General features: G+C 68.0%; 14 protein-coding genes. 11 read left to right on the top strand and 3 right to left on the bottom strand.

From position 1 onward, the window contains the following. Window positions 1-64 precede the first annotated feature (64 nt). From DR843_RS13030 to DR843_RS13040, 3 genes are all read left to right on the top strand, one after another. Entirely contained in the window at window positions 65-763 is a 699-nt protein-coding gene (locus DR843_RS13030) for a response regulator transcription factor (RefSeq protein ID WP_109686452.1), read from the top strand. 64 nt (window positions 764-827) lie between these two features. Next, window positions 828-2327, top strand: a complete 1500-nt coding sequence (locus tag DR843_RS13035; RefSeq protein WP_109686455.1) for a sensor histidine kinase — start codon at window positions 828-830, stop codon at window positions 2325-2327. A 71-nt stretch (window positions 2328-2398) separates the two neighbouring features. Then, complete coding sequence (locus DR843_RS13040; protein ID WP_245934122.1) at window positions 2399-3895, top strand: S1C family serine protease; 1497 nt, start codon at window positions 2399-2401, stop codon at window positions 3893-3895. 213 nt (window positions 3896-4108) lie between these two features. On the opposite strand, the gene DR843_RS13045 is transcribed toward DR843_RS13040, so the two are convergent. Further along, entirely contained in the window at window positions 4109-6631 is a 2523-nt protein-coding gene (locus DR843_RS13045) for an ABC transporter permease (protein WP_146202580.1), read from the bottom strand. A 16-nt stretch (window positions 6632-6647) separates the two neighbouring features. Next, window positions 6648-7436 (bottom strand): ABC transporter ATP-binding protein, encoded by a 789-nt coding sequence (locus DR843_RS13050; RefSeq protein WP_109686458.1) that lies wholly within the window; start codon window positions 7434-7436, stop codon window positions 6648-6650. Window positions 7437-7508: 72 nt separating this feature from the next. Here DR843_RS13050 and DR843_RS13055 point away from each other — a divergent pair, with 72 nt between their 5' ends. Further along, entirely contained in the window at window positions 7509-8456 is a 948-nt protein-coding gene (locus DR843_RS13055; RefSeq protein WP_146202581.1) for an SGNH/GDSL hydrolase family protein, read from the top strand. Window positions 8457-8556: 100 nt separating this feature from the next. Then, on the top strand, window positions 8557-8850 hold the full coding sequence (locus DR843_RS13060) for a WXG100 family type VII secretion target (RefSeq protein ID WP_109686462.1): 294 nt from the start codon (window positions 8557-8559) through the stop codon (window positions 8848-8850). Window positions 8851-8898: 48 nt separating this feature from the next. On the opposite strand, the gene DR843_RS13065 is transcribed toward DR843_RS13060, so the two are convergent. Next, window positions 8899-9714: a DUF1028 domain-containing protein gene (locus DR843_RS13065; protein ID WP_109686464.1), complete on the bottom strand. Its 816-nt coding sequence runs from the start codon at window positions 9712-9714 to the stop codon at window positions 8899-8901. A 71-nt stretch (window positions 9715-9785) separates the two neighbouring features. On the opposite strand from DR843_RS13065, the gene DR843_RS13070 reads away from it, so the two are divergent. The 6 genes from DR843_RS13070 to DR843_RS13095 all read left to right on the top strand — a co-directional run bounded on the left by DR843_RS13070 (window position 9786) and on the right by DR843_RS13095 (window position 15098). Continuing rightward, the gene (locus DR843_RS13070; protein ID WP_109686466.1) at window positions 9786-10280 is read left to right on the top strand and encodes a SigE family RNA polymerase sigma factor; all 495 of its coding nucleotides are present in this window, start codon (window positions 9786-9788) and stop codon (window positions 10278-10280) included. Then, window positions 10277-11362, top strand: coding sequence for a hypothetical protein (locus tag DR843_RS13075; protein WP_109686468.1), 1086 nt, complete (start codon window positions 10277-10279; stop codon window positions 11360-11362). The genes DR843_RS13070 and DR843_RS13075 overlap by 4 nt, the downstream gene beginning before the upstream one ends. 70 nt (window positions 11363-11432) lie before the next feature. Then, the gene (locus DR843_RS13080; protein ID WP_109686470.1) at window positions 11433-11939 is read left to right on the top strand and encodes a SigE family RNA polymerase sigma factor; all 507 of its coding nucleotides are present in this window, start codon (window positions 11433-11435) and stop codon (window positions 11937-11939) included. Then, a complete protein-coding gene (locus tag DR843_RS13085; RefSeq protein ID WP_109686472.1) occupies window positions 11936-13015 on the top strand; it encodes a hypothetical protein in 1080 nt (359 codons plus the stop codon). Before DR843_RS13080 ends, DR843_RS13085 begins: the two co-directional genes overlap by 4 nt. A gap of 54 nt (window positions 13016-13069) precedes the next feature. After that, entirely contained in the window at window positions 13070-14398 is a 1329-nt protein-coding gene (locus tag DR843_RS13090) for a C1 family peptidase (RefSeq protein WP_109686474.1), read from the top strand. Then, window positions 14388-15098, top strand: a complete 711-nt coding sequence (locus DR843_RS13095) for a class I SAM-dependent methyltransferase (RefSeq protein ID WP_146202582.1) — start codon at window positions 14388-14390, stop codon at window positions 15096-15098. The genes DR843_RS13090 and DR843_RS13095 overlap by 11 nt, the downstream gene beginning before the upstream one ends. Window positions 15099-15132: the final 34 nt, after the last annotated feature.

A 15132-nucleotide genomic window follows, 5' to 3' on the forward strand; every position in this document is an offset into this window, starting at 1 on the left:
CTAAAACCCACAGAATCCACCCAACATTCAGGAAACTTCCAGTAAAGCGGTCCACGCTAGTGCCATGGACGCTCCCGAGGCCCGCCTGCTCGTGGTGGAAGACGAGACCAACATCCGCGAACTGCTGGCCACCAGCTTGAAGTTCGCGGGATTCGAGGTGCACACCGCTGCCAACGGCGGCGATGCCCTGCGGCTGTTCGAACAGCACCCGATCGACCTGGCCGTTCTGGACGTCATGCTCCCGGACATGGACGGCTTCGACGTGACTCGCAAACTGCGCGGCGGCGGTCACGATCTGCCGATCGTCTTCCTCACCGCCCGCGACGCGGTCGAGGACAAGGTGAAGGGCCTGACCGTCGGCGGTGACGACTACGTCACCAAACCGTTCAGCCTGGAGGAGGTCGTGGCCCGGATCCGCGCCGTGCTGCGCCGCGCCCAGCAGAACGACGACGGCCAGTCGGTGATCACCGTCGCCGACCTGGAGTTGGACGAAGACTCCCATGACGTACGCCGAGCGGGCGCCATCATCGAGGTCTCACCGACCGAGTTCAAACTGTTGCGCTACCTCATGCTGAACAACGGGCGCGTGGTGTCCAAGGCCCAGATCCTCGACCACGTGTGGGACTACGACTTCCGCGGTGAGGCCGGCATCGTCGAGAGCTACATCTCCTACCTGCGCCGCAAGATCGACATCGAGGGCCTGCCACCGCTGATCCACACCAAACGCGGCGTCGGCTACGTGCTGCGCGCACCGCGCGACTGAGCTGCGACCCGAGCGACCCACCCAGGGCTGACCCACGAGGGTCGGCATCTAGTAGACCTGCCTCATGCCGCTGCGCGCCCGACTAACCGCCCTCCTGGTCGCCTTCCTGACGATCGCGACCATCGGGGTGGGCCTGACTGCAACCCTCCAACTGCGGTCCTTCCTCATGCAGCGCCAGGACTCGGAGTTGCAGGCCGAAGCCAACCTGATCGGCGCTACCTTGACCACGGCCCTGGACAACCAGCGCGAGATCAGCACCGACACCCTGAAGTCCCTCGTACCCTCCAGCACCTACGTCGTGTCCGTGACCCACGACGCCGCAACGCTCCAGACCAATCTGGTCGGCACCAATCCGCCTGACCTGAAAGACCTTTCAGCCCGCAAGCACGGCACACCGATCACGGTGAAGTCCGTCGACGGCACCGAGCGGTGGCGCGTCGTGACCGGCAGCGCGGGGGACGGATCCACGAAGTACGCCATCGCGGTGCCGATGTCGCGCGTCAACGACATCATCGAGCGGCTGATCATCGTGGTCGCGGTCGGAACCTTCGGGGTGGTGCTGGTCGGGGGAATCCTCGGCTGGTTCGCGGTCCGCCGCGCAATGGCCCCGCTGCGCCGCATCGAGGACACCGCCCGGGCGATCGCCGATGGAGATCTGGCGCGCCGGGTGCCCGAGATCGGCACGCGCGATGAGGTGGCGAGCCTGTCACACTCCCTGAACGTGATGCTCTCGCGCATCGAGCAGTCCTTCGCGGTCCAGCAGCGCTCGGAGGATCGGATGCGCCGGTTCGTCGCCGATGCCTCCCATGAGTTGCGTACGCCGCTGGCGACGGTGCGCGGGTACGCCGAGTTGTACCGGCAAGGGGCGATCGGCCCCGACGACGTGCATTCGGCGATGAGTCGCATCGAAGGCGAGGCCACCCGGATGGCCGCGATGGTGGACGACCTGCTGCTGCTCACCCGGTTCGACAACCGGGAATCCCGCCACGGACAGCCGGCGCCCCGACGAGACGCGGTCGACCTGACGGTGCTGGCCGCCGATGCCGTGCAGGATGCTCTCGCGGTGGCCCCGGATCGCACCATCCGCCTGATCGGCGAGCACGGCCCGTTGGACGCCACGCTGGTGACCGGTGACGAATCCAGCCTGCGTCAGGTGCTGAACAATCTGGTCAACAACGCGCTGCGCTACACCCCGCCCGGCAGTCCGCTGGAGGTGCAGGTCGGCAGCGACGACACCGTCGCCGTGATCCGGGTGATCGACCACGGTGCGGGCGTGCCCGAGGAGTCCCGCGAGCGCATCTTCGAGCGGTTCTACCGGGCCGACTCCTCCCGCAACAGCGCCGACGGCGGTAGCGGCCTTGGTCTGGCGATCGTGGCCGCCATCGTCGCAGCCCACGACGGGACAGTCGGTGTGACCAGCACGACCCCGGGACCGGGTGCGACGTTCACCGTCACCATGCCGGTCAGATCAGCGAGTAACCAACAGTCCGCACAGGACGAAAATCCCTACGATGAGGACGTGACCGTACCCAGCGACCTGCCTGCACAGGATTCGCACAGCTAGGGCGTACGGGTCGCCTAACTCGATCCGGGTTAATGGGGCCCAGACTACGACCGTCAACGTGAGGGAGACCCGTGAGCAACGACCAGTACCGCCCCGAAGGTGAAGGCCACGACGCCGGGGCGGCACCCGTGGACAGCACCCAGCCGATCTACGGCCAGGGTGAGCACACCCAGAGCGTGCCCGTTGATCAGAACGCGCCGGCCGCACCCACTGGTTACCAGCAGCCGCAGGGTTCCTACGCGCCGCATCAGCAGGGCGCCTTCACCCCGCCCGGCGGCTACCCGGCGTACGGCACCGGTCAGTACCCGTCGGTCGCCGGTCAGTACCCGGCGCAGGGCGCCGAGTACCCCGCGCAGGGTCAGCAGTACGGCTTCGACGCCACGAACCAGCCGAACACCACGACCCCGGCGACCACGAATCGGTCGTCGCGCAAGGCGCCGTGGATCGCCGTACCCCTGGCTGCACTGGTCGCTGCGGCACTGGCCAGCGGTTCGACGTACGCGCTCAGTCACGGCTCGAACTCCTCGGCGAGCGGCTCCTCGGCGGGCGGCGTGACCAGCACCAACGTCACCGTCACCGACGGCGGTCAGGAAGTGCAGAGCTGGGTGACCACGGCCGCGAAGGTGTCCCCCAGCGTCGTGTCGATCACGGTGACCAACGGCCAGTCCGGAGGCGAGGGCTCCGGTGTGATCCTCGACAAGGAGGGGCACATCGTCACCAACAACCACGTGGTGACCCTGGACAGCAGTAGCAGCGACGGCGACTCCATCACGGTGACGCTGAACAACAACACGACGTACAAGGCGACGATCGTCGGCACCGACCCGAGCACCGACCTGGCCGTCATCAAACTGACCGACCCGCCGAGCGACCTGCAGCCGATCGCGATCGGTGACGTGAGCAAGGTCGTCGTCGGCCAGCCGGTCATGGCGATCGGTAACCCGCTCGGTCTGTCCGGCACGGTCACCAGTGGCATCGTCAGCGCCCTGAACCGGCCGGTCACCACCAGCGGCGCGGACTCCCAGAACCAGTACGGCCAGCAGACCGCCAGCGACGCCGTCTACACCAACGCCATCCAGACCAGTGCCGCCATCAACCCGGGCAACTCCGGTGGCGCCCTGGTCAACGAGGCGGGCGAACTGATCGGCATCAACTCCTCGATCGCGACTCTCGGCGGAAGCTCAGAATCCTCACAGTCCGGATCCATCGGGATCGGGTTTGCTATTCCTGCCACCGTGGTCTCGAACGTCACGGAGCAGTTGATCAGCAACGGCAAGGCGGTCCACGCCCAGTTGGGGATCAGCGCACAGAACGGCTCGGTCACGACCGGCGGAGCCACCGTGGCGGGGGCCAAGGTGGGACAGGTCGTCTCCGGGAGCGCGGCGGCAGACGCCGGGCTGAAGCAGGGTGACGTCATCACCGCGTTCAACGGTGCGGCCGTCACCTCCTCCGATGCTCTGGTCGGCTTCGTGCGGGCCCAGAAAGTCGGGGACAAGGTCACTCTGACCGTCTACCGCGACGGGCAGAAGATGGACGTCACGGCGACGCTCAAGGAGGCTTCCTCCTAGAGCACGTCGTGGCGAGGGTCTCGCGACACACCCCTTCCTCCGCGTCGCGAGTCTCTCCCCGGACGTACGGCTTGTGACGGGGCCGGAACGTCCAGCCGGGCGCCTCGTGGCGGTCGCGGTCGAGCTTTGCTCCCGCACCCCACGGGGCGCCCGCACCTTTCTCAACCAGTTGCATCGCCGGCGGGCGCTATTCGGTTGCGTCGCCGGCGGGCGCTATTCGGTTGCGATGGCGGCCAGCGGCGGCAACCCGGCCGCGCGGCGCGCCGGCCACCAGGCGGCGACCACCCCGGCGGCCACTGCGATCACCAGGGCCCCGAGCAGTTGCAGCCAGGGGATGTCCAGCACGCTGATCCCACGGTTCGCCTGGGATCGCTGGAGCAACCAGCCGAGGAGAACGCCGGTGCTCAGTCCGATCACCGAGCCGAGGACGCAGATGGCCAGCGCTTCCAGCCGGATCATCCGCCGCACCTGGCCACGGGTCATGGCAACCGCGCGCAACAGACCGATCTCCCGACGTCGCTCGGCAACCGACAGCACCAGCGTGTTGACGATGCCCAGGAACGCGATCAGGATCGCGAGCCCCAGGAGTGCGTAGATCACCCGGAGCAACTGATCGATCGGCTCGCGTTGTTGCGCGGCGAACTCGTCCTGATTCTTGACCGTCACCACCGAGTTGCCGCCGAGGGCGGCGACGAGGCCGGCCCGGACGGCCGCGGGTTTGGCCGACGGCTCGCGGGAGACGAAGACGAGGCGGTCCTCGGGTCCCCCGCCCATCGCGTTGAACTGCTGCGTCGTGGTGATGACGTCGACCACCGCCAGGGGGCTCTGGGCCATGATGCCGGCCACCTTGACGGCGTACGGCTTGCCGAGGAAACCGATCGTCACGTCGCGACCGACCCGCAGACCGTGCTCTTGGGCGAAGGTGCGGGACACCACGACGCTGGCGCCGCGCCAGTCGGCCGAGGTTCCAGCGTCGAAGTGCAGATCGACCAGATCAAGGAACGGCACCGGGTCGGTCGCCGCAACGGTGATCTGGATCTGCTGACCGCCCGCTTCCAGGTACGCCCCGCCCTGTCGGACTCGCGCCACGTCCTGGACGCCGGGCACCTTCTCGATGCGCTCGGCGATGGTTGGCGAGAACGGTGCGCCGTACGACGCCGACACGATGTAGTCGCTGCGGAAGGTATCGGCGATCAGCTGATCGACACTGGCCCGGGCGGACATCGCGAAGACCCCCATCATGGCCACCAACGCCGTACCCATCATCAACGCCGTGGCGGTCACCCCGGTGCGACGCGGATTGCGCAGCGCATTCGTGCCCGCAAGCCGCGCGACATCACCCCACAACAGCCCCGCCGCGCGGGCGGCGACCCGGATCACGGGCCTCGCCAGGACCGGCGTCAACACGACCACCCCGACGAGGGCAAGGACGATGGCTACCGCGAGCAACACGTTCGTCGACGCCCGCGCGCGGACCGGGGGCGCCAGGGCGAGTGCGGCCAGCGCGAGTACGCCGATCCCCACCCCCGCTCGCAACCGCAGCGAGCGCTCGACCGGGGTGGGGTCGTCGCGCAACGCCGCCGCCGGCGGCACGCTACTGGCCCGACGAGCGGGCAGGTACGCCGCCAGCACGGTGACCACGACACCGAGGGCCGCAGCGATGAAAGCGCCGGTCCACGGCACGACCAGCGGCGTCGCGGACAGGTCGTACCCGAACCGGCGCAGCAGACCGCGGATCAGCCGGGCCAGGAGGTAGCCGCACCCCAGCCCGAGGGCCGAGCCGACGATGCCGATCACGAGCGCCTCGAGCAGCACCATCCGCCGGATGTCGGCCTTACTCGCACCGATCGCTCGCAGCAGCGCCAGTTCGCGGGCCCGTTGGGTCACCAACATCGCGAAGGTGTTGGCGATCAGGAATCCGCCGGCGAGCAACGAGGTCGCGGCGAAAACCCACAGCGCGGCGGTGATGAAGCGCAATGCCTTGTTGATGGTGCTGGCATCCACGTCCGCTGCCTGCGCCCCGGTGAGCGCCGCCATTCCGGCGGGCAGGACCGCGTTGATCCGGTCCCGCAGCGCCGCGGGACTCACGCCCGGTTTCGCGACCACCCACAACTGCTGGAAAACGTTCCCGTTGTCGGCGAAGATCTTCTGCGCGGTAGCCGTGTCGACGGTGACCAGCGTTGCCCCCGGGGTTCCGCCTGCGCCGTACGTCACCAGACCGACCAGTTTCTTGGTCACCACGGGGTTGTCGCCGGTGGTGACGATGGTGACCATGTCACCGAGCCGGTAGCCGCCCTCGGCGGCGGCTTTGGGGTCGATGGCCACCTCGCCGGCGGAGGCAGGGGCGCGACCCTCGAGCACGACCAGGCCGGGCAGGCCACCGGCGGCACGTCCGTTGTGGAAGTTCGTCCCGCTGCCGGGGACGTTGGCCGCACCCAACACCTCACCGTTCTTGCCCAGCAGGTAGACACCGTTCTCGAGCACCTGGCCGTCGACCTGGGCGACGCCGGGGACCGCCTCGACGCGGGGGATCAGCGAGGCATCCACCTGGCCCTGTCCGGAACGGACACCGGCTTGGCGGACGACGACGTCACTGACTGTCCCCGACTGCACTGCGGAGAACGCCCGGTCCAGAGTGCTGATGAAGATCAGCGATCCGAAGGCGAAGCTGACGCCCAGCAGGACGGCGAGCAGTGACATGACCAGCCGTGCCCTGCGGGCGATCAGGCTGCGCACAGCAGCGGTGAGCAAGTCAGACCCCGGCCCGTTCCGATCGATCGGTGGCCACGACGACGCTCTGGCCGAATCCGGCGTCGAGTCCCTTCATCCGCTCCAGGACGGTGGCCGCGGTTGGCTGACTCATCTCATCAACGATCCGGCCGTCGGAGAGGAACAGAATCCGGTCGGTGAAGGCCGCGGCCGCCGCGTCGTGCGTCACCATGACCACGGTCTGGCCGAACTCGTCGACGGCTTGACGGAGCAACGCCAGCACCTGCCCGCTGGCGGTCGAGTCGAGGTTGCCCGTGGGTTCGTCGGCGAAGATGACGTCTGGCCGCGTGATCAGGGCCCTCGCGCAGGCGACCCGCTGTTGCTGACCGCCGGACAGTTGCGCCGGGCGGTGTTGCAGGCGATCTGCCAGCCCGACCGACTCGACGATCTGATCGAACCACCGGCCGTCGGGTTTCCGGCCGGCCATCGCCAGTGGCAGCAGGATGTTCTCCTCGGCGGTGAGCGTCGGGACGAGGTTGAAGCTCTGGAAGACGAAACCGATGCGCTCGCGGCGCAGCCGGGTCAGTTTGTTGTCGCTGAGCCGAGCGAACGTGTCCCCACCGAACCGAACCTCGCCCGAGGTCGGGGTGTCCAGGGCCGCCAGGCAGTGCAGCAGCGTTGACTTGCCGGATCCGGACGGCCCCATGATGGCGGTGTACTGACCCTGGCGGATCTGGACGTCGACACCATCCAGCGCGCGCACCGTGGAATCGCCGGAGCCGTACTCTTTCACCAGCGTCACTGCGCTGACGGCGACCTGCGGTTCCGGCATAGCCGCGATCCTACTGCCGCGTAAACCTCGCTGTGGCGCGTCTCGCACGCTGTGTGTGATGAGGTGGTGACCGTGACCGCGCGTACCCGCTCCCTGGCGGCGGTGGCCGTGTTGTGCGCCGCTTTGGCCGGCTGCTCCTCGACGTCCGGCGAGCCGCGATCCACCTCCGCGGGCACGGCGCCCAGCGCGTCGTCGAGCACATCGTCCGGCACGGCGTCGAGCACCTCTTCGGACGACCACCTCGTCGGGGGCCGGATGGTCAGCTTCGGCGACTCGTACACAGCAGGCACCGCCACCGGCGCCACCCAGCCCTCGCCCGCGTCGTTCTGCGCGCAGGCGGCTGACAACTACCCGCGGCAGGTGGCCAAAGCTCTGGACGTGACGTTGGCTGACCGATCCTGCAACGCAGCCCGCACCACGAACATCGGCACGCCGCAGTCGTTCCAGGGCGAGACGGCGCCGCCGCAGATCGACGGCCTGACCGCGGACACCCGCCTGGTGACGATCGCGCTCGGCGTGAACGACAACGGTTTGTTCGGCACGCTGGTCGGCTGCAGCCACTACGCCGCTGTGTCCACCTCAGCCACCCCCTGCAAGGACAGCGTTCTCGGCTCGACGCCGAACGCGGTCAGTCAGATTCCCGAGGTGACGTCCTCGCTGGTGGCCGCGGTGCGCACGATCAAGGCCGACGCACCCCGGGCGCAGGTCGTTCTGTTGGGTTACCCCCAGGTCCTGCCCGAGGGCGCACAGTGTCCGTCCCGGTGGCCGATCACCGAAGGCGACGCGGCGTGGGTCAACGCCACCCTCGGCAGACTCGACGATGCAATCAAAGCCGCTGCAGTGCAGACTGATTCGAAATTCCTGGACCTTCGTCCGGTCACCGCTTCGCACACCGCCTGTGCCGCGGAACCGTGGTTCAACGGCTCCCACGTGGCCGATGGCGACGGTTCGAGCTATCACCCCCGCTCTGGGTACATGACCGGAGTAGCCCGTGCTCTCGTCGCCGTGCTCCAGCCCTGAATCGCCCTGTGGACAAACCGATTCGGGTGCTGTTGGCCGCCTAGCGTGAACCTATCGCGCCCACATCCGGTGGGCCCGTCGTCACCAGGGGGACGATTCCATGAGCAACACCTTCGCCGTCAACACCACCGAGATCGCTCGACACAGCAGCGACCTCAACCTCATCGCCGGGCAGATCCAGGATGCGATGGGCGCCATGCGACGCAAGCTGGAGGTTCTCCAGGGCACCTGGACCGGCTCGGCATCCGGGCAGTACGCCGCGCTGCAGCACGAGTGGGAGGGCCAGCAGGAGAACGTTCGCCGCACCCTTGAGTCCATCTCCGGGGCCCTGGGCCGGGCCGGTTCGTCCTACCAGCAGACCGAGCAGGACGTGTTGGCCACCTTCCGGCACTGAGGGATCTGACTGGGGGACAGAGCAGTTCGGGTACGCCGATCGGAGTGCTCAGCCGATCGCGGCAGTCACGGCTCGCAGCTGGCCGAGCACGATCACGTCAATCTGGCCCGGGTGCAGGCGGAGCTCGAGGTTCTCCACCCCGGCCCAGGTGTCCAGATCGGCGTACCCGAGCGCCGAGAGCCGGGTCGCGACTTCGTCGGCCAACTCGCCGTCGAGCGGCAACAGGTCGGTTGACTCACCGAAGAGCAGGTCGTGCACCTGCAGCAGTCTGGCCAGTTCGGGGATCGGCGCCACGTGGTCGTCGACCCGCAGGTCGTAGATCACGTCGTCGCCGGGGGTATAACTGCCGGTCTTCGAGACCACGAGCAACGCCGCGGATTGCCGGCCGCGCGAATCGCCGCCGGCAACGTCACCGGCCTCAAGGGATCGCAACAGGCGTTGCACCAACGGGAGGTCCTCGGTGGCCAGCCACTCGTCGTACATCGCATCGACCACGTCGGGACCGGTGAGGATGTTGCCCTGGATGGCCACGTTCGGCCCGGTCCGGCCGCCGGCCCACGGCAGCGCCGAGGTGCCGGTGAAGGTGGCACTGCCGCCGCGGGAGTCGACCATGCCCGCCTGGCGGGTCTCGCGGCGGTCGTCAGCGGCGGTGAGGGCGGCGAGCGCGTCGGAGGCACTCAGCCCTTCGGCGAGGCGGGCCAGACCGTCGCGTTTGTAGAGGGTGTTGCACAAGGCCTGGGTGGCGACGGCGCCGATGCCGAAGCGGGCAGCGGGCACAGCCGCGCCGACGGCCAGGAATTTGGACGCGACAGCGACCCCGAGATCACCGGTCGCCGCATCCCGCGCCACGATGGAGAACGTCATGCCTCACTGTCACACAACCTTTTCGGTGGCTATGACGTAGGTACCGGTATGAGTGGTCATAGGGAGCGGGAATGAGCGGGCGCGACGACGCTGCGTTCACCGAGTTCGTCGCCGCCAGTTCGCCGTCGTTGTTGCACACCGCCTGGCTGTTGTGCGGGGACGCACACCGGGCCGAGGACCTGGTGCAGGAGACCTACGTGCGGCTCTACCGCAAGTGGCGCTCGATGAACGGCCAGCCGTGGTCCTACGCGCGCAAGACGTTGGTCAACCTGAACACCGATCGGTGGCGTTCGACGAGGCTGGAGGTGGTCTCCGGCTCCCTTCCCGAGGCTGGTGCCGAGGGTGACGAGGCGCAGGTCGATGCCCGCCGCGCGCTGATCGACGCGCTGAGCACACTGCCCCGCCGCGAGCGCGACGTGGTGGTGCTGCGGCACTACGCGGACCTGTCCGAGCTTCAGGTGGCCGACCTGCTCGGCATCGGAGTGGGGACGGTCAAGAGCGCCGGGTCCCGTGGATTGGCCCGGCTCCGAACGCAACTCGACCCAGCATTGGAGGGACAGTCATGAGCATCGACGTCGAAGAGCTGCTGCGGGAGACCTCCGCGCCGCCGATGAGCCTGTCCCCCGCGACGGTCCTGGGCGCCGCCAAGCAAGACGTGGTACGCCGACGCCGCCGGTTCGCGGGGCTGGCGACGGCTGGGGTCGCGGCGGCTGCCGCCGTCGCGATCACGGTGGGTGTGGTCGGCGGCGAACAGAGCGCACCCAGGCCGATGCCCGCGCAGACCAACACGCTGGATCTGAATGATCCGCAGAAAGCGGACTTCTTCGGGCCGAGCGCTGGCCTGCCGCTCGGTCAGATCGCCTCGAGCGCGATACCGATCGCGTCCGATCCATCCGGTGCTGCGCGGACGCCAATGACCAAGTACGTCGTGACCCGGCAGGACGGCGTACTGCGACTCAGTCGCCTCGACGGCAGCCGCCAAACCCTGCTGCCGCTGGCGGAAAAGTTGTCCGACGGCGGTTCGGTGACCACCGATCGGAAACAAACGTTGATGGTGCATCCGTTGCCTGCCGACGTCAGGTCCGCGGCGCAGGTCATCTCGGCTCAGGCAATGGTCGAAGGTGGCGGGACGACCCTGTCGGATGGCAGCACAGTGGGCGTCTTCTGGACCAGCGATCCGGTCAACGTGTCCAACGTCGGACTGGCCTGGTGGCGCACTACCTCCGGCAGCCTGGGCTCGTCTACCGCTGAGACCGCGAAGACAGTGACGCTGACTGCTGGCGGAAAGAAGGCGACCTACTGGGAGTTCACCAAGAGTTCCTTCTGCGGGTTCGATGATGAGACGGGAGCGTTCGCGACCCCAATGACGAACGAGCAGTGCCCGACGGATCTCTCTGGCTCGGAGGACCACGTCGGGTGGATGCAGACGGTTTATGGGCCGATCAGCAACCTGCACAGCGTTACCGCGCCTGGTGTGACGGACCAGGCGATCGTGTCGGCGAGTATCCCCGGCACCTCGCGAGTGGTGCTGTGGGGTTCGGGGACTCTCGCCGCAGGCAGTGGCGCCGGATCGGACGCACCCTTCAGCAAGGTCACGTGGACCGGTCCCGACGGGAAGACTCACTCCTGGGATGCGCCGACTCCCTGAGTCAACCTTTTGCGCCTGCTGTGCGTCTGTTTCGGTATGACCATGACAGCAGGACGGACATCGGGGCGACGTGGACGCGGCTGAGCAGGCGCGGTTCGTCGAATTCGTCCAGGCCAGCAGCCCGCACCTGCTGAAGACCGCCTGGTTGCTGACCGGCGATCCGCACGTTGCTGAAGACCTCGTCCAGGAGGCGCTGGCCCGCGTCTACACCAAATGGGGCAGCGCCCAGAAGGCGCCGTGGGCCTACACCCGCAAGGTCATGCTCAACCTGCGCACGGACCGCTGGCGCCGGACCGGGGCCGAGATCGTGACTGCGGACGTTGCGGACTCACCCACCCGCGACGCGGGCGGCACAGTCGATGCCCGGGCCGACCTGGTGCGCGCCCTACGGCAGCTGCCGCTGCGCGAGCGGCAGTGCGTCGTACTGCGCTACTACGCGGACCTGTCCGAAGAGGAGACCGCGAACGCACTCGGTGTCAGCCTCGGGACCGTCAAGAGCTCGGCCTCCCGCGGCCTGGCCACGCTGCGCACCCTCGTCCATTCCGACACCACCTCTTCGAAGGGAGCGGCGTCATGAGCGTCGAACTCGAAGAACTCTTCCACGACCTGGACCCGGCCGCGCCGACCATGAGCGTGTCCGCGGACTCGGTGGTCGCCTCCGGCCAGCGCAAGGTACGCCGCCGCCGAGCCCTGTGGGGCGCCGGCACCGGGGCGCTCGCCGCGGCCGCCGCTGTCGCGATCGCAGTGGGTACGGCGCTGCCGGACTCCTCGTCCCCCTCACCGATGCCCGCGCACAGTTCGACGCCCCCACTCGGCCAGTTCTTCCAGCGCGACGGTGACGACGCCGGACTCCCCCGCGATGAGGTGACCTCGACGCCGATGGGCAAGGCCGACGGCAAACCGGCCACCCCGTCCACGACGTACCAGGTGTATCGCAAGGACGGCGTTCTGCGGATCCGCCGGATCGACAAGACAGGCTCGGTCGACCTGCCCGAGGTTGCCCAGTACAAGGACGGCGGTTCGGCGACAAACGACCGGGACCAGACGGTCATCGTTCGCCCGGTGCCAGCGGACACCGACACCGCCGATCTGTGGATCGATCCCCGGTCCGACTACTCCATGCTGGGCGGTGCCGGCGTTGTCCTTCCCGACGGCACACCTGCCGCCGTTTTCTGGACCGGCCAGCGCATCGACGCCGCGAAATACGTGGGATACGCCTCGTGGTGGACGACCGCTGGCACTCTGCATGCTTCGAACGGCGCCACCGCGACGCTGGTGCCACTCACCACGACTGCCGGATCGGCTACCACCTTCTGGTCCTTCGAATCGTTGGGCACGTGCGGCGTCCGGGTGCTCACGAAGGGCGGTACGAACGGCGGAACCAACGACGTCGCCGCCGACGGCGTGTGCGCGACCACCATCACCGGCGGAGCCCCGGCCCACCAGGTCGTCGCGATCCTCGCACCGGGGCCCGTGACCAAGGTGACCACCACGGCAACGACCGGCGGCGCCGCGCCAGCGCTGCACACGACGCCGGTGGGCGACGGTCACGTGTTGATGTGGCTCGACACCACCGAGGTGGACCACCTGCCGTTCCGGGAGATTTCCTGGACGTCGCCAGACGGTAAGCGGCTGACCTGGCCCCAACAATGAGTCCCGCTGCCACGGTCGGGCCAGCAACACGTTGTCCCGACGTAGCATCGATGGGTGACTGCTGAACTGACACCTGACTTCACCGAACAGCTGACCAAGAACTTCGACGCGGATCCGACCGCCCGGTTGCTGCAGAACGCCGTGGCCACGACCCCGATCGACAAGGTCGCGATCGACCGCCGCGTCGTCACGTCAATCGACCACTCGGTCTCCGAGCTGCTCGATGACTGGAGTGCCACCAATCAGGAGAAGAGCGGCCGCTGCTGGCTGTTCGCCGGCACCAACCTGCTGCGGGCCGGCGCCGCGAAGAAGCTCGACGTCAAGGACTTCGAGTTCTCGCAGAACTACCTGCTCTTCTGGGACAAGTTCGAGAAGGCCAACTTCTGGCTGGAGTCGATCATCGAGACGGCCGGCGACGACGTGGACGACCGCACGGTGGCGCTGCTGTTGGACCGGTCGGCCGAGGACGGCGGCCAGTGGAACATGTTCACCGCCCTCGTCGAGAAGCACGGCTTGGTGCCGAAAACCGCCATGCCGGAGACGAATTCTTCGAGCAACACGCACCTGATGAACCGCGACCTGTCCGTCGTCCTGCGACAGGCGGCCCGTGATCTGCGGAAGCGGGCAGCGGACGGAGCGTCCGGCGAGGAGCTCGGCCAGGCCAAGGCCGACGTACTGACAACGGTCCACCGGCTGCTATCCCTGCACCTGGGCACTCCCCCGGACTCCTTTGTGTGGCAGTGGAAGGACAAGGATTCCGGCTTCCACCGCAAGGGCACGATGACTCCGCAGGAGTTCGCCGCCGAATACGTCACGATCCCGCTCGAGGATTACGTGTGCGTCGTCAACGACCCGCGCCACCCGTACGGCCAGACCTTCACCGTCGCGCACCTGGGCAACGTGGTGGGCGCGCGCCCGGTCACCTACCTCAACATCGAGGTGGATCTGATGAAGAAGCTTGCTGTTGAAGCGATCTCGGGCGGTGAGCCGGTGTGGTTCGGTTGCGACACCTCGCAAATGTGCGACGCCAACCTCGGCATCTGGGACGCCAAACTCTTCGACTACGACGCGATCTACAACGTGACGTCCGATCTGAGCAAGGCGGACCGCCTGTTGCACCACGAGTCGTTGATGACCCACGCGATGCTCTTCACCGGCGTCGACCTGCTGGACAACGCGCCGCGCCGTTGGCGCGTCGAGAACAGCTGGGGTTCGGAGAAGGGCGACAAGGGCTTCATGACCATGAACGACAACTGGTTCGGCGAGTACGTGTTCGAAATCGCCGTACGCCGCGACGCCCTCCCCGCCGACCTCCAGGCCGCGCTCGAGCAGGAGCCGACCGTGCTGCCTGCGTGGGACCCGATGGGCGCCCTTGCCCGCTGAGTCGGCAGACCGGGAGCGCGCCAAAGAACACGGCTACGACGTTCTCGCCCCGATCGACGCGGCGTACGCCAGCGGCGAGATCGACTCCGGCGAGTGGCACCGACGCGTTCTCGCCATCGTTGAGCCGGCCTACCTCGCCGGCGACGAACGGATGGGCTCCGGTCACTCCGGGACCGCGCAGGAATGGGAGCGCTCCCGGTCGATCGTGATGGAAGCGATCGACCGGGACGGCACCTTCCTCGACGTCGGGTGCGCCAACGGACTGCTGATGGCCTCGGTCCACCGTTGGTCGGCCGAGCGCGGACTGCGGGTCGAGCCCTACGGCGTTGACATCTCGGCCGCCCTCGCCGAATTGGCCCGATCGCGCTATCCCCGATGGGCGCAACGCATTTGGACCGCTAACGCCGCGTCCTGGCGACCACCGATGCGGTTCGACGTTGTCCGCACCGGACTGGAATACGTGCCCGCTGATCGACGACTGGCGTTCGTGCAGCACCTCGTCGATCACGTCGTGCGACCCGGCGGCCGGTTGATCATCGGCAAGACCAACGAAGACCGCCGCGCGCCTGGCGAGGACGGTACCCCAGGCGTCGCAGCAACCGTCCGCTCCTGGGGTTGGCCGGACGTGCGCGAAGTACGCCGCCCGCACGACCACCCGGAGGTCGAGCAGACGCTCGCCTGGTTCGACCTGCGTAGCTGATCCACCATCCGGGGCCGCCGTTCTACCCCATCAG

The organism is Branchiibius hedensis, assembly GCF_900108585.1.
GTDB lineage: Bacteria > Actinomycetota > Actinomycetes > Actinomycetales > Dermatophilaceae > Branchiibius > Branchiibius hedensis.